Here is a 23,435-nt window from a genome sequence, read left to right as displayed (position 1 = left end):
CAGACGGGAACCCCGCAGGCCGAGGAACGGTGTTCAGGCGGTTTCTTTGACGCTCAGGATGGTCAGCAGGCCTTGAGCATGTTCAGCAGCATCCCGGCCAAGGCTGGTCAGGTAGCCCCCATCGGGCTGGGTAATCAGTTCTTTGTCAAACAGGCGTTGGGCGGCGGCGATGGCAGAAGGGGCGGCGGTCTGATGGATTTTCAGGCCTTCCTGGGAGTTGTCCAGGTTGAAGAGTGCAAGGATTTCCAGTTCGGCAACCAACTCAGGGGTATACGACATAAGGACTCCAGACTTTCTAGGAATGAGAGGTCAGCGTTCTTAAGGTGACCGCAGAACGGCGGCGTGTCCAGCATTCGCTGAGGACTTTTGTACCTGGGGGCAGCGGTCTTTGGCCGCAGGGTGCCTGCAGTGTAGTCAGGTCGGGAGTGGCGTGCCGGAGCGTTGCTGCGGGCAGCGCTCCGGTGGTAGCGGCTTACTGCTTCTCTGGAGGCAGTTCCGGCAGGGCGCGCAGCGCGGCTTCGTACCATTGGGTATCGAAGGCGCGGTCTTCCTCGAGGATCGCATCGATCTCGACAGCCAGGACGTGGGCCATCAGGTTGAGGATTTCTTCCCGCTCGTAACCCACCAGAGTCAGCTTATTGAAGGTGGCCTTGGCTGCTGGCGGATTGTCGCTTTCGATCTGGTTCACGATCGCTTCGATCAGGGTGTTTTCGGCGAACTCTTCTTCGTCGTTGTCGATATCGGTTGGCTCGCTCATGGCAGGCTCCTCAAGGAAAGGTCGCCAGTTTACTCGTATTCAGAGGCTGGATGCTGCTGGTCAGAAGTGGATTAACCTTCTATAAAAAGTCCTGCCGACCCCCTGCACGGCCTGGAGGCTATGGGATGTTCAAGCTTTATGGGTTCGCCATCAGCAACTACTACAACATGGTCAAACTGGCCCTGCTGGAAAAGGGCCTGCCCTTCGAGGAGGTGTTGTTCTACGCCGGCCAGAGCCCCGAGGCGCTGGCCATCAGTCCTCGGGGCAAGGTTCCGGTGCTGGAAGTGGAGCAGGGCTTTATCAGTGAAACCAGCGTGATTCTCGATTACCTGGAGCAGGTCCATCCCGAGCCGGCGTTGCTACCGGGAGATGCCTTCGAGAGGGCACAGGTGCTGGCACTGGCCAAGGAGATCGAACTCTATATCGAGCTGCCGGCCCGAGCCTGTTTCCCCGAAGTGTTCTTCGGTGCAACGCTGCCCGAGGCCATCAAGGAAAAGGCTGGAGTCGAACTGCTGCAGGGGTTTGCGGCATTGCGCCGGCATGCTCGGTTCGCGCCTTATGTGGCGGGTACCAGCCTGAGCGTGGCGGACCTGTATTTCCAGTACAGCGTGAACCTGGCCCTGGTCGTTGGGGACAAGCTGTTCGGGATCGATTTTCTGGCCGATATGCCAGAGGCCAGGGCCCTGTTGGAGCGCCTGGAACAGACGCCCAACGCCAGGCGGATTGCCGCTGACAAGGCTGCGCTCATTACCGCCAGGCGATCGGGGCGCTAGCGTCGGGTAGCCCGCTTGTAGGGACCGGCAGAAGGGTTGCCGGCCCCTAAGGGCAGGGGCTTAGCGGCTGGCCAGCAACGCCTGGCCGCGAGCCACGGCAGCCCGGACCTGGGCTGGAGCGGTGCCGCCGATGTGATTACGAGCATTCACCGAACCTTCCAGGGTCAGCACGGCAAACACGTCCTGCTCGATCTGGTCGCTGAATTTGCGCAGTTCTTCCAGGCTCATTTCTGCCAGGTCCTTGCCAGTCTCCACACCGTACTTCACGGCGTGGCCGACGATTTCGTGGCAGTCACGGAACGGCAGGCCACGGCGCACCAGATAGTCCGCCAGGTCGGTAGCGGTGGAGAAGCCACGCAGGGCCGCTTCACGCATGATGGCGTGCTTGGGCTTGATGGCCGGGATCATGTCGGCGAAGGCCCGCAGTGAGTCGCGCAGAGTGTCAGCGGCGTCGAACAGCGGTTCCTTGTCTTCCTGATTGTCCTTGTTGTACGCCAGGGGCTGGCCCTTCATCAGGGTCAGCAGGCCCATCAGTGCGCCAAACACTCGGCCGCTCTTGCCCCGCACCAGCTCCGGTACGTCGGGGTTTTTCTTTTGCGGCATGATCGAACTGCCGGTGCAGAAGCGGTCCGGCAGATCGATGAACTGGAACTGCGCGCTGGTCCACAGCACCAGCTCTTCGGAGAAGCGCGACAGGTGCATCATTGCCACGCTGGCGGCGGCGCAGAATTCGATGGCGAAGTCACGGTCGGAGACGCTGTCCAGGGAGTTGCCGCCCACGGCTTCGAAGCCCAGCAGTTGGCAGGTCAGCTCGCGGTCGATGGGGTAGGTGGTGCCGGCCAGCGCAGCGCTGCCCAGGGGCATGCGGTTGGTGCGCTTGCGGCAGTCCACCAGGCGCTCGTAGTCGCGGCTGAGCATTTCGAACCAGGCCAGCATGTGGTGCCCGAAGGTCACGGGCTGGGCGGTCTGCAGGTGAGTGAAGCCTGGCATGATGCTTTCGGCTTCGCGCTCGGCCAGCTCCAGCAGGCCTTTTTGCAGGCGGGTGATCTCGGCCAGGATCAGGTCGATTTCGTCCCGCAGCCACAGGCGGATATCGGTGGCCACCTGATCATTGCGGCTGCGTCCGGTGTGCAGCTTCTTGCCGGTGATGCCGATGCGGTCGGTCAGGCGCGCTTCGATGTTCATGTGCACGTCTTCAAGGTCCACGCGCCAGTCGAAGCTGCCGGCCTCGATCTCGCCCTGGATGGTCTTCAGGCCGTCGATGATGCTGTCACGCTCGGCGTCAGTGAGCACGCCAACCTTGGCCAGCATGGTGGCATGAGCGATGGAGCCCATGATGTCGTGGCGATACAGGCGCTGGTCGAAAGTGACAGAGGCGGTGAAGCGGGCGACGAAGGCGTCGACGGGTTCACTGAAGCGGCCGCCCCAGGACTGATTGGTCTTGTCAGTGCTCATGAATTCGCTCGTGATCTGCTGAAGGAAGATGGCGTAAAAAACAGGCGCCGATAATAACAGGGTTGCCTGGGCTGTCGCTGGCACTGGTCGGCAGCTTTTTTCTCCGGGCCTGTCTGCGTGGCTTGTCGCCGGTCCCGAGGGCGCAGAGACTGAGGTCGGCACAATCCGGAGTGGATCAGGACAGGGGGCTTGAGTGCGGAAGGTGATATCGATCAAACGATATTTATCGATTGGGCAATATCGTCTTGGCAACCGTCTACAGTTGGACAGGAGGACCGGCACAATTGCGTAACACCCCTCGCGTGTTCGCAGTGAGTCTGTCCATCGAGTTCACTCCGCGCAGGTCCATGCAACCCGCCCACGAAACGAGGCAGGTGCGGCCAGGGTGGACACCGACCACAGTAACGAGGGGGGCTTTGTGTTGAATACCAGCATTCCCTGCAACGCCGTCGCGCATCCACCGACCTTGGGCGGTATCGGGCAGGTCCGGGTAAATATTGGTGCCCGACTTGCGGCACTTTTTGGCCTTCGCACTAGTCTTATCGTGGATCGCCGTGACGGACGTCACTCCACCTGTCTACGCTATCCTTGTGCGAGACTCACGCAGGAATCCAGCGCAATATGAATGTCCTGATCGTTGATGACGAACCCCTAGCCCGCGAGCGCCTGAGCCGGATGGTCAGTGAGCTTGAGGGATACAGTGTCCTGGAGCCCAGCGCCACCAATGGCGAAGAGGCACTGAGCCTGATCGACAGCCTGAAGCCGGATATCGTCTTGCTCGATGTCCGTATGCCGGGTCTGGACGGTCTGCAGGTCGCCGGAAAATTGTGCGAACGCGAGACGCCTCCGGCGCTGGTGTTTTGCGCGGCCCCGGACGAATTCGCCTTAGAGGCCTTCGATGCCAGCGGGGTCGGGCACCTGGTCAAGCCCGTGCGCCCAGAACTGCTGCTGGAGGCGCTGAAAAAGGCCGAGAAGCCCAATCGTGTGCAGTTGGCGGCCCTGACCCGGCCGGCGGCGGAAAGCGGCAATGGCCCGCGTAGTCACATCAGCGCCCGCACCCGTAAGGGTATCGAGCTGATTCCTCTGGCTCAGGTGGTGTATTTCATTGCTGACCACAAGTATGTGACCTTGCGCCACGAAAGCGGCGAGGTGCTTCTGGATGAGCCATTGAAGGCATTGGAAGACGAATTTGGTGAGCGCTTTGTGCGTATTCACCGCAATGCGCTGGTGGCGCGAGAGCGGATCGAACGACTGCAGCGTACGCCCCTGGGACATTTCCAGCTGTACCTCAAGGGGCTCAATGGTGATGCCCTGATCGTTAGCCGACGTCATGTGGCGGGTGTACGCAAGATGATGCAGCAGCTCTAGAACGCGACTCAAGGCCCACAAAAAGGCAAGCCTGGCGTCGGGAGGGCGCTGCGTTTCTGATACAAGTCAAAGCTGCTTTGGCTGAGCTGTTATTATCTGCCGTATCTATTCAGTACGGATTGATCCATGTCCTCTCGCGAAATCCGCATCGCTACCCGCAAAAGTGCACTGGCCTTGTGGCAGGCCGAATACGTCAAAGCCCGTCTGCAAGAGGCCCATCCGGGCCTCGTCGTGACCCTGGTGCCCATGGTCAGTCGCGGTGACAAACTGCTGGACTCGCCCCTGTCGAAAATCGGCGGCAAGGGCCTGTTCGTCAAAGAGCTGGAAACCGCACTGCTGGAAAACCAGGCCGACATCGCTGTGCATTCGATGAAAGATGTGCCCATGGACTTTCCCGAAGGCCTGGGGTTGTTCTGCATCTGCGAGCGTGAAGATCCACGTGACGCCTTTGTTTCCAATACCTACGCCAGCCTTGAGCAATTGCCGGAAGGCAGCGTGGTGGGTACCTCCAGCCTGCGCCGCCAGGCCCAACTGCTGACCCGTCGCCCTGACCTGCAGATTCGTTTTCTGCGGGGCAACGTCAATACTCGGCTGGCCAAGTTGGATGCCGGTGAGTACGACGCCATTATCCTGGCCGCCGCCGGCCTGATCCGTCTGGGCTTCGAAGACCGCATCAGTTCGTCCATCAGTGTCGATGAGAGTCTGCCCGCCGGTGGCCAAGGCGCAGTCGGCATCGAGTGCCGTAGTGCCGATACTGAAATTCACGCGTTGCTGGCGCCTCTGCATCATGCCGACACAGCCAGCCGGGTGACTGCCGAGCGAGCGCTGAACAAGCATTTGAACGGTGGCTGCCAGGTTCCGATTGCCTGCTACGCGGTGCTCGAAGGCGATCAGATCTGGCTGCGAGGCCTGGTCGGTGAGCCTAGCGGTGGACTGTTGTTGAGCGCGCAAGCGCGTGGCCCGCGAGCGTCGGCCGCTGAACTGGGGGTGAAGGTGGCAGACGACCTGCTGGCCCAGGGCGCCGATGACATCCTGCGCGCGGTGTACGGCGAGGCGGGCGAAGAGTGATCGGGTGGCGCCTGCTGCTGACCCGGCCGAGCGAGGATAGTGCTGCATTGGCAGCGACCCTGGCCGAGGTCGGTGTCTTCAGCAGCAGCCTGCCGCTACTGGAGATTCAAGCCTTGCCTGTCAGCGATTCGCAGCGGGCGATCCTGCTGGAACTGGATCGTTACTGTGCGCTGATCGTGGTCAGCAAGCCTGCCGCGCACCTTGGCCTTGGCTTGCTGCGAGCCTATTGGCCTCAGCCTCCCGCTCAAAGCTGGTTCAGTGTCGGTGCCGGTACCGGGCAGATCCTTGCGGATGCCGGTCTGCAAGTTTTCTACCCTCAAACAGGTGATGACAGCGAAGCCTTGCTTGAGCTTCCCCAATTGCGCGAGGCTATCCGGCGACCTGAGCCACGGGTGCTGATCGTCCGCGGAGAGGGCGGTCGCGAGCTGCTCTCTGAGCGCTTGCGTGACCTAGGTGCTAGTGTCGATTATCTGGAACTCTACCGCCGGTGCCTGCCGCATTACGCCAAGGATGCGCTGCTTGAGCGGATTCAGGGGGAACGCTTGAACGGCCTGGTGGTCAGCAGTGGACAGGGTTTCAGCCACTTGCAGCAGTTGGCCGGCCCAGCCTGGTCGCAGTTGGCGAAGATGCCGTTGTTTGTTCCAAGTCCCCGGGTCGCCGAAATGGCACGTGCCGCCGGGGCGGAAAAAGTTGTGGATTGTCGCGGCGCCAGTGCCGCGGCTTTGCTAACGGCGTTACGGGAGCAACCCGTGCCCGTTCTCTAAACGCAAAGGATGGATACGTGAGCGAAACAGCCTTGCCTAAAGATGAAGTGCGGCCGGTGCCTGAAGCACCTGCCGAGCCCACGACCCCAACCGTTGAGCGTCGTGGCAACGGGTTGGCGATACTGGCCCTGCTGCTGGGGGCGGCGGGTGTCGCCGCGGGCGGCTGGGGGATCTGGCAGGTGCGCAGCCTGCAAGCCAACAACCAGCAGCAACTGAGCCAGCTGCAGGCCCTGGGGGATCAGGCGCAGAGTTTCAAACTCAGTGAACAGCGCCTGAGTGCACGCCTGGAACAACTGCCGGCAGCCGATGAGCTGGAGGACCGGCGGCGGCTGGTGGCCCAGTTGCAAGGTGATCAGCAGCGCTTGAGTCAGCGCTTGGAAACCGTGCTCGGCGCCAGCCGCAAGGACTGGCGCCTGGCCGAGGCCGAGCATCTGCTGCGTCTGGCCAGTCTGCGTCTGTCTGCACTGCAAGACATCAGCAGTGCTCAGGCACTGGTCCAGGGCGCAGACGATATCCTGCGGGAGCAGAACGACCCGGGCTCTTTCGCTGCACGCGAGCAGTTGGCCAAGAGCCTGGCGGCCTTGCGCAGTACCGAGCAACCAGATCGCACCGGCCTGTTCCTGCAACTGGGAGCCCTGCGTGATCAGGTCCTTGAGCTCAGCGCCGTGGCTCCGGAGTACAAGGACCGCGGCGAGTCACTGCTGGGGCTGACCGCCGACGGTGACGGCGCGAGCCGCTGGGCGCAGTGGTGGGATCAGATCTCCCGCTATTTCCGCATCGATTTCAATGCCGACAAGAACATCCGTCCGTTGCTGGCCGGCCAGGGGCTGACTCAGGTGCGCCTGGCCCTGAGCCTGACGTTGGAGCAGGCACAGTGGGCCGCCTTGAATGGTCAGGCGGCGGTCTATACCCAGGCACTGACCGAGGCACGTGATGTACTGACCAGCAACTTCAATCAGGACAATCCGCAAAGCAAGATCATGCTTGAGCGCTTGTCCGAACTGAGCAAGCAGCCCGTGACCGTTGTCACCCCGGATCTGGCCAAGACCCTGAGCACGGTCCAGGCCTATCTCGAGCGGCGCAATCTGAACGCTGAAGATTCAGTCAAGCCTCTGGCCAAACCTGCGGCGAACACCGCCCAGGAGACGAGCCCATGAAGCGCGTCTATGTGATCGTTCTACTGCTCATCGCAGCCATCGGCCTGTTGGGGTTGGCCATTGCCGAGCATCCCGGGTACGTGCTGATCGCCTACAGCAACTTCCGCTACGAATCGAGCCTGTGGGCAACCCTGGCCCTGGTGGCGCTGATCTGGTTGGTGATCTGGGGCATCAAGCTGCTGATCGAATTGGTGATGGTCTCTGGTGGTGTGGTCAATCCCTGGTCGCGGCGCAATCGGAGTCGCCGGGTACAAATCGCCATCGAGCAGGGCCAGATGGACCTTGCCGAAGGTCGTTGGGCCAGCGCGCAAAAACACCTGCACCGTGCTGCAGAGGCCGAACGTCAACCACTGTTGTATTACCTCGGTGCGGCCCGCGCCGCCAACGAGCAAGGCCACTATGAGGAGTGCGACCAGTTGCTGGAGCGGGCACTGACTCGCCAGCCCCAGGCCGAGCTGGCGGTCGCCTTGAGTCATGCCCAGTTGCAGACCGACCGCGGTGATACCGAAGGTGCCCTGAGCACCCTGCAAGCGATGCATGAGCGCCATCCCCATAGCGTTCAGGTCCTGCGCCAGTTGCAGCGCCTGCATCAACAGCGTGGTGACTGGTCGGCGCTGATCCGTTTGCTGCCCGAGTTGCGCAAGGACAAGGCCCTGCCGGCCAGCGAGCTGCAGGAGCTGGAGCGTCGCGCCTGGGGTGAGAACCTGACCTTGGCGGCACGGCGCGAAGAGGATCAGGTGGCAGGCCTGCAGTCTCTCAATCGAGCCTGGCAGCAACTGACTTCGGCCCAACGCCAGGAGCCACAGCTGGTGCTGGCCTACGCCGAACAACTGCGTCAGCTGGGGGCAGGAGCCGAGGCTGAAGAGGCCCTGCGCACAGCCCTCAAGCGCAAATATGAAAGCCACCTGGTACGGCTCTACGGATTGGTGCGCGGCAGCGATCCATCGCGCCAGTTGCAGACTGCCGAGCATTGGTTGAAGGAGCATGCGGACGACCCGAGTTTGCTACTGACCCTGGGCCGTCTGTGTCTGCAGAACAGTCTGTGGGGCAAGGCCCGGGACTACCTGGAAAGCAGCCTGCGACTGCAGCGCAATCCTGAAGCCTGTGCCGAGCTGGCTCGTTTGCTGGCTCAGTTGGGCGATACCGAGCGCAGCAACCAGCTGTTCCAGGAAGGCCTGGGAATGCTCGACGAGCGCCTGCTGGCGTCACCGTTGCCGGTTCCGGTACGGATCTGAAGCGTCTTCAGGGCCGGTTGCCGGTTGCAGGCAGCCGGCCTGTTTTTATTTGGGGTTGATGGCTCATTCACGGTTGATTGTCGATCCGCTGCGGCATAGCGCTTCTTGAAAGGAGCGAGCGCTTTCTCTACCGTGGCTGCCTGTTTCTCTCCGTTACGGATATCTCATGTCGCTGGCCGGCTCTCGCTTGCTGTTCTCCCTGGTGTTCCTGGTGGGGGCTTTTGCCTCGTGGGCGGCGTTCAACCTGCAATCCGGTGGTGGCCTGGAATCCTGCACCTTGTGGGGCGTGCAACGCTTGCTGCTGATGATGTTCGCTGGCGTCAATCTACTGGCTGTGGTGCAGGGGCCGGGGCGCATGGGACGAGCTGTCTACTGGGCGCTCAACCTGATACTGGGCCTGTTCGGAGTGATCACTGCCGGGCGTCATGTGTTGTTGCAGAACATTCCTTCCGAGCAACTCCTGGCCTGCCTGCCGGACATGCCGTTCATGCTGCGCAACCTGTCCTGGTGGCAGGCACTGCAATTGACCTTCGTGGGGACATCGGACTGCGCGGAGGTCACCTGGACCCTGCTCGACATGAGTCTGCCGGAGTGGAGCCTGCTGTTTTTCGTAATCATGCTGATCTTCAGCGGCTACCGTCTGCTGCGCCTGTCTCGAGCCAGTCGCAAGGCTGCAGCGTTGCCCTGAGTCATGGTTTGGTGGGAGGGCGCGGATTAAACGCTTGTATGAACTTTATCTCCTGCGTACCTTGATGCTGTTGTCGAGCGGGCATAATCTGGCCCGCACGCGTCACTGGAATTATGTTGCTCGATGCTGTTGCGCCTGACCGGATCCAGAGTCTCCAGAAGGGGGGGCGGCGGGCAAGCGGCATGACCCATAAGGGAAGAGAGATCACCATGCTCGAAAGTTGTCAGAATGCTCAGGAACGCTGGGGTGGAGTGCATCTGCTGATCGACCGCTGGTTGCAGGAGCGTCACGAACTGGTTCGAGCCTATGATGCGTTGGGTGCCGAGCCCGAAGCCCTGAGTGAGAGCAAGAAATCGCTGCAGGAATTCTGCGGGATTCTGGTGGACTACGTTTCCGCCGGTCATTTTGAAATCTACGAGCAGCTCACCAGCGAGGCCAAGGCCTTTGGCGACAAGCGCGGGCTTGAGCTGGCCGATACCCTCTATCCGCGTATTGATGTGATCACTGAAAAGCTCCTGGCGTTCAACGACCTGTGTGATGCGGGTCAGTGTGTGGCGCAGAAGTTCAAGGAGCTGGGCGGCCTGTTGCACGAACGCTTCGAACTGGAAGATTGCCTGATCGAAGTGCTGCATAACGCCCACAAGCAGGACGCGGTGGCTCAGGCCTGAAAACAGGGCGGAGCAATACAGGAACGGCACGCCTTGGCGTGCCGTTTTTCGTTCCTGTGCCTTAGTCAGCAACGCCCAGCAGTTCGATCTCGAATACCAGGGGGGTGTAAGGCGCGATCAGGTCGCCTGCGCCTTCGGTGCCGTAGGCCTGATTCGAAGGAATCACCAGTCGCCATTTGGCGCCGGTGGGCATCTGCGACAAGGCGCTGCGCCAGCCTTCGATCACACTGTCCAGGCGAAACCACTGCGGTTGCTGGGTCTGGTCGAACACGGTGCCATCGGGCAGGCGTCCGGTGTAGCGCACCTGGACTGAACCGTTGGGGCGGGCCTTGTTGCCACTGCCAGGTACCAGCTCGGTCAGGAGAATGCCATCGGCCAGTTGGCGCACGCCGGGCTTGGCCTTTTCCTGGTCGAGAAAACGTCGTTCGTTTTCCAGGGCCGCTTCAGTTTTCGACTGGCTCGACTGCTCGCTGATCCGTGCATCGTGCTGAGCCAGGATCTGTTCGATGCGTTCGGTTTTTAGGGTCAGTGGCTTGCCTTGATAAGCGGCTTTCAAACCCTCGACCAATGCCTGGATCTGCAGATCGGGCACTTCGTCACGCAGTCGTTCACCGAGGCTTGCGCCCAGGCTGTAGGCAAGGTCGTGAGCGTCATTGGGCGGCGCTTCGGCAGCAGCCTGAGCCAGTGGCAAGAACAGGCTCAGGGATAAAAACAGGTAACGCGACATGGGCACTCTCCGGCCTGAGTAGCGGTGGATTATGCCAGCGACAAAGCACGGGTTGGTGAGCAACTTCGATGACGGCGAAGAACATTTTCAATCCGCTGCAACGCCGGGCTTTCGATACTGTCAACATGCCCTAGCGGCGGTAGCAGCAGAGGTCTAGTATGAGCCGCAACTCACGTCAGCCAGGAGGTAAACCATGTCGGCCAATAAGAAGCCTGTAAATACTCCGTTGCATTTGCTCCAACAGCTGTCGGGCAGCCTGCTCGAACATTTGGAAAACGCTTGTTCCCAAGCCTTGGCTGATGCTGAAAAACTGCTCGCCAAGCTGGAAAAACAACGGGGTAAGGCGCAGGAAAAACTGCACAAATCGCGCACCAAATTGCAGGACGCTGCGGCGGCCGGCAAGGCCAAGGCACAAGCCAAGGCCAAGACCGCGGTGAAAGAACTCGAAGACTTGCTGGACGCATTGAAAGAGCGCCAGGCACAAACCCGCAGCTACATTCTGCAACTCAAGCGCGATGCCCAGGAAAGCCTGAAACTGGCTCAAGGCGTTGGTCGTGTGAAGGAAGCAGTGGCTAAGGCATTGAGCACTCGTGATGCCAAGCCGGTAGCTGTCGCAGCGAAGAAACCAGCGGCCAAGCCTGCAGCTAAAGCACCTGCCAAATCTGCCGCCAAACCAGTGGCGAAAAAAGCGTCTGCCAGCGCAGCTAAACCCGCGGCGAGCAAACCCGCAGCGGCTAAACCTGCCGCCAAGCCTGCGCCTGCCAAACCTGTTGCCGCCAAGACCGCTGCCGCCAAGCCAGCAGCCAAAGCCGCCGCAGCCAAGCCTGCCGCCGCCAAGCCAGTGGCCAAACCTGCCGCCAAATCTGTAGCAGCCAAACCTGCCGCTAAACCAGCAGCCAAGCCTGCGGCCAAACCCGCAGCGGCTAAAACAGCTGCCGCTAAACCTGTAGCAGCCAAATCCGCAGCCAAACCTGCCGCCGCAAAAGCGCCGGCCAAACCTGCTGCCAAACCCGCCAGCAAACCTGCAGTAGCTGCCAAGCCAGCAGCATCGTCGGCTGCTAAACCAGCAGCCAAGCCGGCCGCCAAACCGGCTGCGAAAAAGCCGGTGGCCAAGCCTGCAGCAGCCAAACCCGCTGTGGCCAAACCCGCCACCCCGGCAGCCAAGCCAGCGGCTCCAGCACCTGCTGCGGCCAAGCCAGCTGCACCCGCGCCAGCAGCCTCGCCAGCAGCGGCTGCGAGCACAGCTCCTGCCGCTCCCGCTCCGGTAACTGCCGGTACTCCTTCCAGCGCTTCTTAAGCGCCGGTCGCCGCGACGCGCAGCACCTGCAGCGCGTCGCGGTTGCGTTCGGCGGCTCCGGCCGCCAATCCTTCAAGCCAGTCTTCCAGGCTCTTCGCTTGAACCTCCGGCCATTCCCGTACCCGCTCCTGCAAACGCAACAGCAATTGCCGTTCGGCTTCCAGTTCCAGGGTCTTGACCTGTTCGCGCAAGGCACTCAACTCAAGGTCTTCGCGGGCCGCATCGCGCCAGCCAATGCGCAAGTCGCGCAAGGGTTGAACCACGTCCCGGTGCCAGGGCGCCGCGAGCTCATTCAACTGCTCCAGGCGCTGGCTATCGCAGCGGACGCCACGCTGGCCAAGCCAGGCTCCACAGAGCAGCAGGCAGACATTGGCCCCTTCGTCCTGGAGTTGCAGGCAGGCTTCCTGCACGCCGGAAAGGGCATAAGTGGTCAGGGAAAAATTCCACAGGTCAGAGGACATAGTGCTACTCGCGCCAGTTGCGAGCGAAGCTGGTAGACTCCGCCGCCATTATGATTCGACTTCAGAACCTGACTTTACAGCGTGGCCCGCAACGTCTGCTAGAAGACGCCGAGCTGACCCTGCACGCCGGCCAGAAAGCCGGCCTGATCGGTGCCAACGGCGCCGGCAAATCCAGCCTGTTCGCCTTGCTGCGCGGCGAGTTGCATCCGGATTCGGGTGACTGCTTCCTGCCCGCCGATTGGCGCATTGCCCACATGCGTCAGGAGGTCGACACCCTCGAGCGCCTGGCCGTGGACTATGTGCTCGACGGCGACCTGCGTCTGCGCCAGGTGCAGCGTGAACTGGCCGCCGCCGAAGCGGCCCATGACGGTGGCGCGCAAGCGCGCCTGCATGCCGAGCTGGATAGCGCCGATGGCTACACCGCTGACGCGAGGGCGCGCAAGCTGCTGGCCGGACTGGGCTTCACCAACGAACAGATGGACCGCCAGGTCGGCGATTTCTCCGGGGGCTGGCGGATGCGCCTGAACCTGGCCCAGGCGCTGATGTGCCCGTCGGACCTCTTGCTGCTCGACGAACCCACCAACCACTTGGACCTCGATGCCATCATCTGGCTCGAAGACTGGCTCAAGGGTTACCCCGGCACCTTGCTGTTGATCTCCCACGATCGGGATTTCCTCGATGCCGTGGTCGATCACGTGGCTCACGTCGACCAGCGCAAGATCACCCTCTATCGCGGTGGCTACAGCGCCTTCGAGCGGGCCCGTGCCGAGCGACTGGCCCAGCAACAGCAGGCCTACGAGAAGCAGCAGGCGCAACGGGCGCACATGGAAAGCTACATTGCCCGCTTCAAGGCCCAGGCCACCAAGGCTCGCCAGGCCCAGAGCCGGATCAAGGCCCTGGAACGGATGGAAGAGCTGTCGGCGGCCCATGTGGACTCGCCGTTCGACTTCACCTTCCGCGAGTCGACGAAGATCTCCAGCCCGCTGATCGACCTCTCTGATGCCCGTCTGGGGTATGGCGAGCGCGCGGTGCTGGAGAAGGTCAAGCTGCAACTGACGCCGGGCGCACGGATCGGCCTGCTGGGCCCCAACGGCGCCGGCAAGTCGACCCTGATCAAGAACCTCTCCGGTGAGCTGCAGCCGTTGTCCGGCCGCCTGACCCGGGGCGAGAACACCGTTGTCGGCTACTTCGCCCAGCATCAGCTTGACTCCCTGGATTCCAAGGCCAGCCCCTTGCTGCACCTGCAGCGGCTGGCGCCCACCGAGCGCGAGCAGACCCTGCGCGACTTCCTCGGCGGTTTCGACTTCCGCGGCGCGCGGATCGACGAGCCGGTGCTGAATTTCTCCGGCGGTGAAAAGGCTCGCCTGGCCCTGGCCCTGATCGCCTGGGAGCGGCCGAACCTGTTGCTGCTCGACGAACCCACCAACCACCTGGACCTGGAGATGCGCCTGGCCCTGACCATGGCCCTGCAAGAGTTCAGCGGCGCGGTATTGGTGGTCTCCCACGATCGCCATCTGCTCAAGAGCACCACGGACAACTTCTTCCTGGTGGCCGACGGCAAGGTCGAGGAGTTCGACGGCGACCTGGATGACTACACCCGTTGGCTGGTGGACTACCGCCAGCGCAATGCCCCGGTCAGCAACACGCCGGTCAACCCGGACAAGACCGACAAGAAAGCCCAGCGCCAGGCCGCGGCTGCTTTGCGTCAGCAGTTGGCACCGCACAAGCGCGAGGCCGACAAGTTGGAAGCCGAACTGGGCAAGGTCCATGAGCGCCTGGCCAAGATCGAGACCAGCCTGGGTGACAGCGGCCTTTACGAAGCGGCGCGCAAGGACGAGCTGCGGGACCTGTTGGCTGAGCAAGCCAAGCTCAAGACCCGCGAGTCCGAACTGGAAGAGGCCTGGATGGAAGCCCTGGAGTTGCTGGAAAGCATGCAGGCAGAACTCGAGGCACTGTCCTGATGGAAGCGTTGCAACTGCCATTGCCGGCGCAGTGGGTCGCTCCGTTGTGGGTGGGCGTGCAGATCCTGCTGATTCTCCTGGCGGGCTATCTGGCCCAGCGTTTTGTCGCCCGTGGCCTGACCCGCCTGGGCGAGCGTTACCCGTTCCCGCCGCAGTTGCTGATGCCCCTGCGGGGCGGTCTGCGCTGGCTGATCATGGGCAGCGCGGTGATCTTCGTCCTGGAGCGCCTGGGGGTTTCCGCCACGGTGTTGTGGACAGCCCTGTCCGGCTTTGTCGCCGTGGCGGCGGTGGCCTTCTTCGCCATGTGGAGTGTGCTCTCCAACCTGCTGTGCGCGATCCTGATCTTCACCGTTGGCCCCTTCCGCCTGGGTGACGTGGTGGAGTTGGTGGACACCGTCGACAAGCCTGGCGTCAAGGGCCGGGTCGTGGCGATCAACCTGCTGTACACAACCCTGATCGAGTCCGAAGAGGCCGGCACCGGCAGCGCCATGGTCCAGGTGCCCAACAGCCTGTTCTTCCAGCGCTCGGTGCGTCGCTGGCGCGGCAGCGATGTGCTGCCGGTAGGAACTGGCGAAAAGTAACCCCTTCCTCTGTAGCCGCTGCCGCAGGCCGCGAACGGCTGTGCAGCTATTGCCCCGTCCTGCGGACCTATCGCAGCCTGCAGCAGCGGCTACAGGGCCGTGCATCACCTTTGGGCGAAAAAAATATAGTCAGCCGCGGGTCGGAGGATTAGCTTAGGCAGTCACGACCAATCCGATCCGAGGTGTGCGATGGTGCTTGAAACATGGCTGGCGTTCTTTGCCGCCAGTTGGGTAATCAGTCTTTCTCCGGGCGCCGGCGCCATTGCGTCGATGTCCTGTGGCTTGCAATACGGTTTCTGGCGCGGCTACTGGAACGCCCTGGGCCTGCAACTGGGCCTGGCCCTGCAGATTGCCATTGTCGCCGCCGGTGTTGGCGCCATCCTTGCTGCTTCTGCCACCGCCTTCTATGCAATCAAGTGGTTTGGTGTGGCCTACCTGGTGTACCTGGCGGTCAAGCAATGGCGCGCGCTACCCAGCGATCTCAGCGATGACGCGGCCATCCGTCCCCTTGGTAAGCCCCTGGCCCTGGTGTTTCGCGGCTTCCTGGTGAACATCAGCAACCCCAAGGCCCTGGTGTTCATGCTGGCGGTACTGCCGCAGTTCATCGACCCCCATGCGCCCCTGGTCAAGCAGTACCTGATTCTCGGCGCCACCATGATCGTGGTCGACCTGATCGTGATGGCCGGCTACACCGGGCTGGCGTCCAGGGTCCTGCGTCTGTTGCGTACCCCGGTTCAGCAGCGGCGCATGAACCGTACCTTCGCCGGTTTGTTCCTCGGCGCGGCGGGCTTCCTGGCGACCATTCGCAAAGCCGCGGCCTAGGTTTTCCAGAGACAAAAAAAGGCGACCCCACGGGTCGCCTTTTTCGTTTGCGTACGGCTTAGCGCAGGATTACCGGCGCTGTGTCCGGCGGCAGGTTGTTGCGCATCGGCGCTTGCCCCGGTTGCTCGTAGCCACCGCGACCCAGCTGCTCGGCCATCTGCCGGGTAACGTCTTCGCCCAGGGCCTTGGAGACTTCGCGTACCACCCGTGGCCGGTTCAGCGAGACACGGATGTCGCGGCTGTTCACCAGCTTGGTGTCCTGGCCTTCGCCCATGGCGGTGAACGCCGAGGTGATCTCGAAGGTGCGGGTGTTGATCAGGCTGAAGTCCGCCACCAGGGTCAGGCCCAGCACCGCCGAGTAGCTGTTGGTATTGGCCAGCTCGTTGATGTCCTGGGTGAAGTCGATGTCCGACACCGTGCCGAACAGCACGTAGTCGGCACCCTTGAAGTTGCCCGCCTTGATACGCTTGATGATGTCGTAGACGTTGGTCTTGGACGCGTCGGTGTGGGGCGAACCCTGCACCAGTTGGAACATCCCGGACTTGAGAATCCCGCCCTTGATATCACCGGTGAACTTGCGCAGTTCGCCTTCTTCGATGTAGCTGGTGCTGGCTTCCAGTTCGTTGTAGCTGGCCGAACCGCTGGAGCTGTAGTAGCCCTCGCGGTAGTTCTGCTGGGCCGAAACCACGTGGATGTATTCCTGCACACGTTCCTGGTAGGCCAGGTCCATGACTGCGACTTTCGGGGCCGCCTGGGCGCTGAACGCACAGGCCAGGGCCAGGATGCCAATCCATGCACGCATTGCTTAGCGCTCCGTGGTCTTGCGGATCTCTTTCTCGTCCATCCACTCGGCCAGACCGCTCTCGACGTCGATCAGTTGCAGGCTGAATTTGTAGAAGACGTCCTTGTAGTCGCTGCTGCGCTTGACGATCGAGCTGATGGAGCCCTCAAGACGGTACTTGGCGGCGACCATGTTGCCGGTCTTGGCCACGGTGGACTTCTTGTACAGGCCGCTCTGGTTCTGCAGCTTGAGCTGGTCGACCTGGCTCTGCATGGCGGTGTTGTCGCTGGCGAAGCGGGCGGTGCCGGATTTCATCAGCTGGGTCTTGATCGAGGTGGTGATCTCGCGCGTATCGATGTACTCGCTGGTCTTGTTCTTCACGTCGTAGACCTGCACCACCGGGCGGCCCTGGAGGATGCCGGACTGGGCCAGGGAGCGGGTCATGGATTCGGCGATCATCTGCAGGTCGGTGGAACCGAACTCGTTGGTCACCAGTTCCACGGCCTTGCTGTCGCCGTAGCTGATGTTCTTGCCGCCCAGGACCGGGGAATTATTGGCGCAGCCGCTGGCCAGCAGGGCGACCACGGCGAGGAAGGAAAAGCGTGCAAACATGGAAGTGCTCTCTTGATCGGGTTCAGGAACGGCTTATTGGGTTTTGACTTCCAGGCGGAAGTCAGTGGCCTTGGGCACCGGCGCGATGGCCGGCAGGAAGGTGGCCTGGGCCGCGTACAGGTTGAAGACTTTCCAGCTTTCTTCATCGGCAACCGGGAAACCGTCGTCACCCAGCCAGACAAAGCGGTAGTACATGGTCATGTTGGTGTGGCTGGTGTTGTTCAGTGCCACCTTGACCGTCAGGAAGCCGTTTTCACGGGCGACCCGCATCGCGCCGATGGCGATGTTGTTGAACTTGTTCATCACCACCACCTTGCTCGCGGCGCTGCCGGGAGCAGGAGGTGGCGGGGTGGCGCAACCGGCCAGAAGGGCCAGTGCGGCAACAGCGAGGAGTTTCAGGCGCATGGAGGGCTCCGCTTAAGGACGTTGGTTGCTGGCCATGTTCTGGCCGGCGTTGTTCGGGATGACATGAGCGGCCAGGCCGCTGCTGAACACCTGGTTGCCCACCACGCGCAGGGCGATCACCTGATAGCGCTGATCAACCTTGACCTGCACTTGAGTGCCGCCCTGGGCGTTAGGCAGGCTGAGGCTGTGCTCGCCCTGCTTGAGACGCAGGCGGGCGACCTGGGTGTTGTCCGGCAGGGTGCGCCAGGTGCGGGTATCGGCCCCTTCGGTCACCGCCGAAGCCAGGCCCACGGCCAGGCCGGCCAGGGGGTTGACCTCGTTGAGGTTCTTTTGCGCCACGCCACGGGTCACTGCACGCACAGTGGTGCGCAGGATGATCCCCGGCATGTCGTCACGCAGGGCGCGGCGGGACATGGCGGTGGTGCTGTTGAGCAGGGTCAGGTTCTGCTGCTGACCATCGATGCCGATCTGGGTGAAGGTCTGGGTCGAGGTATCGGCCTTGATCACCGGGAACGACAGTGGAGTGATGACCAGGTTGCCGTTGATTGGCAGCGGCAAGGGAATGCGCACCGAGTCCCGGGCCGGGGCCAGGCCGCTTTGCACCACGATCAGCACGTCGCTCTCATCGGCCGCCAGGGCCGCTACCACCGGAGCCTTGACCGGAGCCTTGGCGGGCGTCTTGCGTTTGGACTTGGTCGAGGATTTGCCCGGGGCTTCGACTTTCACCGGTTCCACGGGGGTGTCCAGGTTCAGCAGGGCCTGTTCCAGCAAGGGCGTGTTGGGACGCAGTTCCGCAGCCTTGCGGTAGCCGGGAGCCGCCAGGTCCTTCTCGCCCAGGGCTTCATAGACGAAGCCGGCCAGGTAGTGGCTGAACGCACTCTGGTAGCTGTTCTTCAGGTTGACCACATCGGGAGCGTCGAGGGCTTCCACGGGATAGCCCTTGAGGTCCTTGTACTCGGTTTTAACCCCTTGCTTCTCGGCTTCGTCCTCGCGCTTGAGGTATTCCTTGTCCCGCAGTTCGGCGATCACCGCTTCGCGTTCGTGGGTCTTCTTGATCGCCATGCGGGCGCCGTCGAAGTCGTTGCTGGCCAGCAGGTTCATGGCCATCTGGGTCGTCAGCATGACCTTTTCGTAGTCATAGCCTTCGTAGCGACGGACTTTGTCGTTGACCAGGAAACTGCCGAACTGGGCCAGGTACTTGTCGGTGTCGAGCTTGACCGAGTCTTCCCAGTTGCCCACGACCTGATCGGCATGGCCCCAGGCGGCCTGGCTGCCATTGAGGTCGCCCTTGGCCCGCAGCAACTCGCCCTTTTCGAAGTAATAGAGCAGGTCCTTGTCTTCACCCTTGTTGTTTTTTTCCAGCAGGGTCAGGGCGGCATCTAGGTTGCCGGCACGCAGTTGCTGGTTGGTTTCCTGAAGCTCGTTGTCGTAGCTGCGGAAGGCCGAACAGCCTGCGAGCAGGGTGACTGCGCCGAGCGCAATCGAGGTGAGGACGCGGGATGCCATGGGTACTTCTTCTTCCCTGAATGAGACAGCCTGGCGTGCGGGTCGGGCTGGACGAACCCATTGGCAGGAACTGCGGCTACGCTGCCAATTCCTCATAAAAAGAGGAGCTTAAATGCCGTCTCGCTATAACGAGGGCGCGGCATTATAAACGTGGATTCTGGCGCTGTAATGGCTTTTTAACTTCAATTTGATTGGTGTTTGCCACTATGTGAGCGGCTGCTCATTGGTGGTCGAACCAGGCTGCCAGCGGGCTCTTTTCCAGGGTCGCGGGGCGATGACGAACAGCTCATCGCCCACGCGCCTCAGGCTGATGACCTGGTAGCGCTGGTCCAGCTTGAAGCGCAGTTCGCCGGTCTTGCCCAGGGGCAGTCGGTGTTGGCCTTTTCTCAGGCGCAGGCGGGTCACCTGGGCGGTGTCGGGCAGGCGCTGGTCGGCGCAAGTGTTGCAACAGGCGGATAAGCCTTGAGTGAAACTCATTGGGAGTGAACAATATGTTACTTCGTATTTCCATTTGAGATTCGTTCATGACTGGCCCTTCCCGTTTACTGGCATTGCTGGTGCTGCCGCTGCTCGCACTCTGCAGCTTCAACCTGCTGGCCGATACCGTCGATGGCGCGCCCAAGGCCCTGCATCTGCTGGATTACATTGGCGCCGACTACCCGCCCACGGTTGAAGCCGGCAAGGTCATCGACGAGTCCGAATACCGCGAGCAGGTGGAGTTTCTCGGGGTCCTGCAGGGGCTGATCGCCGACCTGCCGGCCAAGCCGGAGAAAGCCGAGCTGGAGCAGGGCATCGTCAACTTGCGCAAGGCGGTGGACGACCGCGTCGAGGGCAGCCAAGTGGCACGCCTGGCGCGGCAGATGGGGGCCAAGCTGGCGGTGGCCTATGAGGTCAGCCAGGCGCCGGTCATCACCCCGGACCCTGCTCGCGGTGCGCCGCTGTATGCCCAGCATTGCTCGGTCTGCCATGGGGAGAAAGGCGCAGGCGATGGTCCGGCAGGTGTGGGCATGACCCCGCCGCCGGCCAATCTGCGGGATGCCGAGCGCCTTGATCGCCTGAGCCTGTACGCGGTCTACAACACCCTGGGGCTGGGTGTCGAAGGCACCGACATGCCGGCCTTCGCCGATCAGTTGGATGACCGGCAGCGCTGGGACCTGGCCACCTACATAGCCGGGTTCAGCGCCGATCCTGCGGCGGCCAAGGGCGAGCAGAGCTTCAATCTAGCCGACCTGGCCCGGCAGACGCCTGCTGAAGTGCTGGCTGCTCAGGGGCCGCAGGCAGCGGCCACTTTCCGTGCCCAGCGGGCCCAGCCGCCTCAGGTCAAGCGTGGCCCGGCGCAGTTGCTGGACTACACCGCTTCGACCCTGGACAAGAGTCTCGCGGCTTATCGCAACGGCGAGCATGAGCAAGCCTACGATCTTTCGGTAGCGGCTTACCTGGAAGGTTTCGAACTGGTGGAAAGCTCCCTGGACAACGTCGATGCCACGGTGCGCAAGGACACGGAGAAGGCCCTGATGGCCTACCGGCAGTCGTTGCAGGACGGATTGCCGGTGGCCCAGGCCGAACAGCGCCTGGACGCCGCCAAGGCCAAGCTCAAGGCGTCCGCCGAGTTGTTGGGTGGCGACAGCCTGAGCTGGTCCCTGAGTTTTATCTCCGGTTTGCTGATCCTCCTGCGCGAAGGCCTGGAAGCCATTCTGGTGCTGGCGGCGATCCTTGCGTTCTTGCGTAATACCGGCCAGCAATCGGCGGTGCGCAGTGTCAACGTCGGCTGGGGCCTGGCGCTGTTGGCCGGCCTGGCCACCTGGGCCCTGGCGGCTTATGTGATCGACGTCAGCGGTTCCCAGCGGGAGCTGCTGGAGGGGGCCACGGCGTTGTTCGCCAGTGTCATGGTGCTGTGGCTCGGGGTATGGATGCACGATCGTCGGCATGCGGCGGCCTGGCAGGATTACATCAAGAGCAGCCTGGTGGGCGGCGGCGGGCGTTTCGGTTTTGCCGTGCTGGCGTTCTTCTCGGTGTACCGCGAGCTGTTCGAGGTGATCCTGTTCTACGAGACCCTGTGGCTGCAGGCAGGCCCAGCCGGACATAACGCGGTCATGGCGGGTGGTGCCACCGCTCTGGTGTTGCTGGTGGGCCTGGCGTGGGTGATCCTGCGGGGCTCGGCCAAGCTGCCTCTGGCGCTGTTCTTCGGCATCAACGCGGCGTTGCTGTGTGCCTTGTCGGTGGTATTTGCCGGCCACGGGGTCAAGGCGTTGCAGGAAGCGGGCATCTTCGGCACCCGGCCAGTAGCCTTCTTCGATTTCGACTGGCTGGGCATTCATGCCGATGCCTACTCGCTGGGGGCTCAGGCTGTGGCGATCCTGGCGATCGTGGTGCTGTACAGTCGCAGCCGCATGAGTGAGAAGCAGCGACTGCGCGCGTCTTGAGTCGACAGCGTCGCTGATCGCGGGCGAGCCCGCTCCTGCGGGGGCTGGCTTGCCCGTTTTGCATTTTGTGAGGAGAACATCAATGCGTGTCTGGATCGATGCCGACGCTTGCCCCAAGGCGGCCAAGGATCAGGTGGTGCGCTTTGCCTTGAAGCGCCAGTTCGAGGTGGTGCTGGTGGCCGGGCAAGCGCAGATCAAGCCGGCTTTCGCCTGCGTCAAACTGATTGTGGTGCCCAGCGGTCCGGATGCTGCCGACGATTATCTGGTGGAGCATGCCGTGCCCGGTGAGCTGGTGATCTGCAGTGATGTGCCCTTGGCCGACTGCTTGGTGAAAAAGGGTGTGTCGGCCCTGGACCCGCGTGGCAAGGAATTCGATGCACAGAACATGGGGGAGCGCCTGGCGGTGCGTAATCTGTTCACCGATCTGCGGGAGCAGGGGCAGGTCAGTGGCGGACAGGCGCCTTATGGCGAGCGGGAGAAGCAGGCCTTCGCCAATGCCCTGGACCGGATTCTGACCCGGCTGGCGCGTCAGGCCTGAGGGAGGAACCAGCGGCTCCTCCTGAAGCGGGGTGTCAGGGAGTCACTGCTCGCCTTCGTGGGTCAGTTCCAGCACCCGGTCGACCAGTTTGTTGATCCCGGAGGCGGCTTCGCTGATGGATTGCGCCAGCATATAGGCCGGGGTGCTCACCAGTTTGCGTGCTTTGTCTTCGACGATGTCGCCTACTGCGCATTCGGTGTGGCTGGCGCCCATCTTGCCCAGGGCCGCTGCGGTATCGGCATCGTTGCCGATGGTGCAGGTCACGCCAGGACCATAGATCTTCGCCGCCAGGGCCGGAGCGATGCACATCAGGCCCACCGGTTTGCCCGCTTCGGCAAAGGCTTCGGCCAGAGCCAGGATGTCCGCCTGGACTGTGCAGGCCGCGCCTTCGGTGGCGAAGCTGGAGAGGTTCTTGGCTGCCCCGAAACCGCCGGGCACGATCAGCGCGTCGAAGTCTTCGACATTGGCCTCGCGCAGGTCCTTGACCTGGCCACGAGCAATGCGCGCCGATTCCACCAGCACGTTGCGGGTCTCGGGCATGGCTTCGCCGGTCAGGTGGTTGAGCACATGCATCTGCGGGATGTTCGGGGCAAAGCACTGCACCTGGGCGCCGCGTTGGTCGAGGCGCAGCAGGGTCATCACGCTTTCGTGGATCTCGGCACCGTCGAACACGCCGCAACCGGAAAGGATCACTGCAACTTTTTTGCTCATGGTTTTTCTCCAGGTTCAGGGTGCTGACAGCATGCCAATGACCGGCGCGTTACTCCACTGATGTCGTCGAAGCCTTGGCCTTGGCCTGTTCGGCGGCTTGTTCGGCGTCATAGATCTGCTTGGCCAGACGGGCGTTCTTGAAGCGTCGGCGCAGCCACAGGCCGAAACCCAGCACCAGCAACGCGCCCAGCACCCACAGCTCGTACTTCTTGATGCTGCCGAGCATGCCTTCCATGACCGCGCCGAAATGGTAGGCGGCCTGGGCCAGGGCCACGGCCCAGACGGCCGCGCCGATGCCGTTGAGCAGCAGGTAGCGGCCCGGCGGATAGCCTGACAGACCAATGGCCACTGGCATCACGGTGCGCAGGCCATAGACGAAGCGGAAGCTCAGCACCCAGATATCCGGATGCTTGCGGATATGTTCCAGCGCCCGATCGCCCATCATTTGCCAGCGCGGTTTGCGCGCCAGCAACTTGCGGCCATGCTTGCGCCCCAGGAAGTACCACAGCTGGTCACCGGCGTAGCTGCCGAAGAAGGCAACCACCATCACCAGGTTGATATCCATGTATCCGCGGAACGCTAGAAACCCGGCTAGAACCAGAATGGTTTCGCCTTCGAAAAACGTACCGAGAAAGAGGGCGAAATAGCCGAAATCCTGAAGAAATTGTTGGAGCATT

Annotated in this window: 26 protein-coding genes; 14 read left to right on the top strand and 12 right to left on the bottom strand. The window is 62.3% G+C overall.

All coding sequences use genetic code 11. The annotated features are described in order from the left end of the window. Positions 1 to 33: 33 nt before the first annotated feature. Complete coding sequence (locus ACMGF8_RS03800; protein WP_025130885.1) at positions 34 to 279, bottom strand: TIGR02647 family protein; 246 nt, start codon at positions 277 to 279, stop codon at positions 34 to 36. 193 nt (positions 280 to 472) lie between these two features. Beyond that, positions 473 to 757: a hypothetical protein gene (locus ACMGF8_RS03795; protein ID WP_416758734.1), complete on the bottom strand. Its 285-nt coding sequence runs from the start codon at positions 755 to 757 to the stop codon at positions 473 to 475. A gap of 125 nt (positions 758 to 882) precedes the next feature. Here ACMGF8_RS03795 and ACMGF8_RS03790 point away from each other — a divergent pair, with 125 nt between their 5' ends. Then, positions 883 to 1,530 carry a glutathione S-transferase gene (locus ACMGF8_RS03790; protein WP_102862225.1) on the top strand — a complete coding sequence of 216 codons (648 nt, stop codon included), beginning with the start codon at positions 883 to 885 and terminating at the stop codon, positions 1,528 to 1,530. Between the two features lie 60 nt (positions 1,531 to 1,590). Here the strand turns inward: ACMGF8_RS03790 and argH are convergent, their stop codons facing one another. Beyond that, complete coding sequence (argH, locus tag ACMGF8_RS03785) at positions 1,591 to 2,985, bottom strand: argininosuccinate lyase (protein WP_102862224.1); 1,395 nt, start codon at positions 2,983 to 2,985, stop codon at positions 1,591 to 1,593. 621 nt (positions 2,986 to 3,606) lie between these two features. On the opposite strand from argH, the gene ACMGF8_RS03780 reads away from it, so the two are divergent. From ACMGF8_RS03780 to rsd, 7 genes are all read left to right on the top strand, one after another. Further along, positions 3,607 to 4,353, top strand: coding sequence for a LytR/AlgR family response regulator transcription factor (locus tag ACMGF8_RS03780; RefSeq protein WP_102862223.1), 747 nt, complete (start codon positions 3,607 to 3,609; stop codon positions 4,351 to 4,353). Between the two features lie 126 nt (positions 4,354 to 4,479). Continuing rightward, positions 4,480 to 5,421: a hydroxymethylbilane synthase gene (gene hemC / locus ACMGF8_RS03775; RefSeq protein WP_102881262.1), complete on the top strand. Its 942-nt coding sequence runs from the start codon at positions 4,480 to 4,482 to the stop codon at positions 5,419 to 5,421. Continuing rightward, the gene (locus ACMGF8_RS03770) at positions 5,418 to 6,185 is read left to right on the top strand and encodes a uroporphyrinogen-III synthase (protein ID WP_207166745.1); all 768 of its coding nucleotides are present in this window, start codon (positions 5,418 to 5,420) and stop codon (positions 6,183 to 6,185) included. Before hemC ends, ACMGF8_RS03770 begins: the two co-directional genes overlap by 4 nt. 17 nt (positions 6,186 to 6,202) lie before the next feature. After that, on the top strand, positions 6,203 to 7,342 hold the full coding sequence (locus ACMGF8_RS03765; protein ID WP_170002945.1) for a uroporphyrinogen-III C-methyltransferase: 1,140 nt from the start codon (positions 6,203 to 6,205) through the stop codon (positions 7,340 to 7,342). Then, a complete protein-coding gene (locus ACMGF8_RS03760; RefSeq protein WP_102862219.1) occupies positions 7,339 to 8,577 on the top strand; it encodes a heme biosynthesis protein HemY in 1,239 nt (412 codons plus the stop codon). Before ACMGF8_RS03765 ends, ACMGF8_RS03760 begins: the two co-directional genes overlap by 4 nt. 166 nt (positions 8,578 to 8,743) lie before the next feature. Continuing rightward, complete coding sequence (locus tag ACMGF8_RS03755) at positions 8,744 to 9,265, top strand: disulfide bond formation protein B (RefSeq protein ID WP_102862218.1); 522 nt, start codon at positions 8,744 to 8,746, stop codon at positions 9,263 to 9,265. Positions 9,266 to 9,474: 209 nt separating this feature from the next. Continuing rightward, positions 9,475 to 9,933, top strand: coding sequence for a sigma D regulator (gene rsd / locus ACMGF8_RS03750; RefSeq protein WP_102862217.1), 459 nt, complete (start codon positions 9,475 to 9,477; stop codon positions 9,931 to 9,933). Positions 9,934 to 9,994: 61 nt separating this feature from the next. Here rsd and ACMGF8_RS03745 read toward each other — a convergent pair whose 3' ends face one another. Continuing rightward, a complete protein-coding gene (locus ACMGF8_RS03745) occupies positions 9,995 to 10,660 on the bottom strand; it encodes an FKBP-type peptidyl-prolyl cis-trans isomerase (RefSeq protein WP_416758728.1) in 666 nt (221 codons plus the stop codon). 193 nt (positions 10,661 to 10,853) lie between these two features. Here ACMGF8_RS03745 and ACMGF8_RS03740 point away from each other — a divergent pair, with 193 nt between their 5' ends. Next, positions 10,854 to 11,957: an AlgP family protein gene (locus ACMGF8_RS03740; RefSeq protein ID WP_102862215.1), complete on the top strand. Its 1,104-nt coding sequence runs from the start codon at positions 10,854 to 10,856 to the stop codon at positions 11,955 to 11,957. On the opposite strand, the gene ACMGF8_RS03735 is transcribed toward ACMGF8_RS03740, so the two are convergent. Then, on the bottom strand, positions 11,954 to 12,418 hold the full coding sequence (locus tag ACMGF8_RS03735) for a TIGR02444 family protein (RefSeq protein ID WP_102862214.1): 465 nt from the start codon (positions 12,416 to 12,418) through the stop codon (positions 11,954 to 11,956). The genes ACMGF8_RS03740 and ACMGF8_RS03735 overlap by 4 nt on opposite strands. A 50-nt stretch (positions 12,419 to 12,468) precedes the next feature. Here ACMGF8_RS03735 and ACMGF8_RS03730 point away from each other — a divergent pair, with 50 nt between their 5' ends. The 3 genes from ACMGF8_RS03730 to ACMGF8_RS03720 all read left to right on the top strand — a co-directional run bounded on the left by ACMGF8_RS03730 (position 12,469) and on the right by ACMGF8_RS03720 (position 15,782). Continuing rightward, the gene (locus ACMGF8_RS03730) at positions 12,469 to 14,379 is read left to right on the top strand and encodes an ATP-binding cassette domain-containing protein (protein WP_102862213.1); all 1,911 of its coding nucleotides are present in this window, start codon (positions 12,469 to 12,471) and stop codon (positions 14,377 to 14,379) included. Continuing rightward, positions 14,379 to 14,960, top strand: a complete 582-nt coding sequence (locus ACMGF8_RS03725) for a mechanosensitive ion channel family protein (protein ID WP_305949114.1) — start codon at positions 14,379 to 14,381, stop codon at positions 14,958 to 14,960. The genes ACMGF8_RS03730 and ACMGF8_RS03725 overlap by 1 nt, the downstream gene beginning before the upstream one ends. Before the next feature lie 189 nt (positions 14,961 to 15,149). Next, positions 15,150 to 15,782 carry a LysE family transporter gene (locus ACMGF8_RS03720; RefSeq protein ID WP_102862211.1) on the top strand — a complete coding sequence of 211 codons (633 nt, stop codon included), beginning with the start codon at positions 15,150 to 15,152 and terminating at the stop codon, positions 15,780 to 15,782. 58 nt (positions 15,783 to 15,840) lie between these two features. Here the strand turns inward: ACMGF8_RS03720 and ACMGF8_RS03715 are convergent, their stop codons facing one another. The 5 genes from ACMGF8_RS03715 to ACMGF8_RS03695 all read right to left on the bottom strand — a co-directional run bounded on the left by ACMGF8_RS03715 (position 15,841) and on the right by ACMGF8_RS03695 (position 19,563). Then, complete coding sequence (locus ACMGF8_RS03715; RefSeq protein ID WP_102881252.1) at positions 15,841 to 16,584, bottom strand: penicillin-binding protein activator LpoB; 744 nt, start codon at positions 16,582 to 16,584, stop codon at positions 15,841 to 15,843. Positions 16,585 to 16,587: 3 nt separating this feature from the next. Continuing rightward, the gene (gene lpoB, locus ACMGF8_RS03710; protein WP_060841666.1) at positions 16,588 to 17,175 is read right to left on the bottom strand and encodes a penicillin-binding protein activator LpoB; all 588 of its coding nucleotides are present in this window, start codon (positions 17,173 to 17,175) and stop codon (positions 16,588 to 16,590) included. Between the two features lie 33 nt (positions 17,176 to 17,208). Next, positions 17,209 to 17,580, bottom strand: a complete 372-nt coding sequence (locus ACMGF8_RS03705) for a YcfL family protein (protein WP_060841665.1) — start codon at positions 17,578 to 17,580, stop codon at positions 17,209 to 17,211. A gap of 12 nt (positions 17,581 to 17,592) precedes the next feature. Beyond that, positions 17,593 to 19,086 carry a COG3014 family protein gene (locus ACMGF8_RS03700; RefSeq protein WP_305949113.1) on the bottom strand — a complete coding sequence of 498 codons (1,494 nt, stop codon included), beginning with the start codon at positions 19,084 to 19,086 and terminating at the stop codon, positions 17,593 to 17,595. 204 nt (positions 19,087 to 19,290) lie between these two features. After that, positions 19,291 to 19,563, bottom strand: a complete 273-nt coding sequence (locus ACMGF8_RS03695; protein ID WP_416758723.1) for a hypothetical protein — start codon at positions 19,561 to 19,563, stop codon at positions 19,291 to 19,293. Between the two features lie 47 nt (positions 19,564 to 19,610). On the opposite strand from ACMGF8_RS03695, the gene ACMGF8_RS03690 reads away from it, so the two are divergent. Together ACMGF8_RS03690 and ACMGF8_RS03685 are read left to right on the top strand one after the other, a co-directional pair. Further along, a complete protein-coding gene (locus ACMGF8_RS03690; protein WP_102862207.1) occupies positions 19,611 to 21,509 on the top strand; it encodes a cytochrome c/FTR1 family iron permease in 1,899 nt (632 codons plus the stop codon). Positions 21,510 to 21,591: 82 nt separating this feature from the next. Continuing rightward, positions 21,592 to 22,047, top strand: coding sequence for a YaiI/YqxD family protein (locus tag ACMGF8_RS03685; protein WP_102862206.1), 456 nt, complete (start codon positions 21,592 to 21,594; stop codon positions 22,045 to 22,047). 42 nt (positions 22,048 to 22,089) lie between these two features. Here ACMGF8_RS03685 and elbB read toward each other — a convergent pair whose 3' ends face one another. Beyond that, positions 22,090 to 22,758: an isoprenoid biosynthesis glyoxalase ElbB gene (gene elbB, locus ACMGF8_RS03680; protein WP_416758720.1), complete on the bottom strand. Its 669-nt coding sequence runs from the start codon at positions 22,756 to 22,758 to the stop codon at positions 22,090 to 22,092. A 49-nt stretch (positions 22,759 to 22,807) separates the two neighbouring features. Further along, entirely contained in the window at positions 22,808 to 23,434 is a 627-nt protein-coding gene (locus tag ACMGF8_RS03675; RefSeq protein ID WP_102862204.1) for a DedA family protein, read from the bottom strand. Position 23,435: the final 1 nt, after the last annotated feature.

Source organism: Pseudomonas sp. BNK-7 (assembly GCF_048072025.1).
GTDB lineage: Bacteria > Pseudomonadota > Gammaproteobacteria > Pseudomonadales > Pseudomonadaceae > Aquipseudomonas > Aquipseudomonas danubii.
Note: the sequence above shows the minus strand (reverse complement) of the source record. Positions and strands in the feature narration are given on the sequence as shown.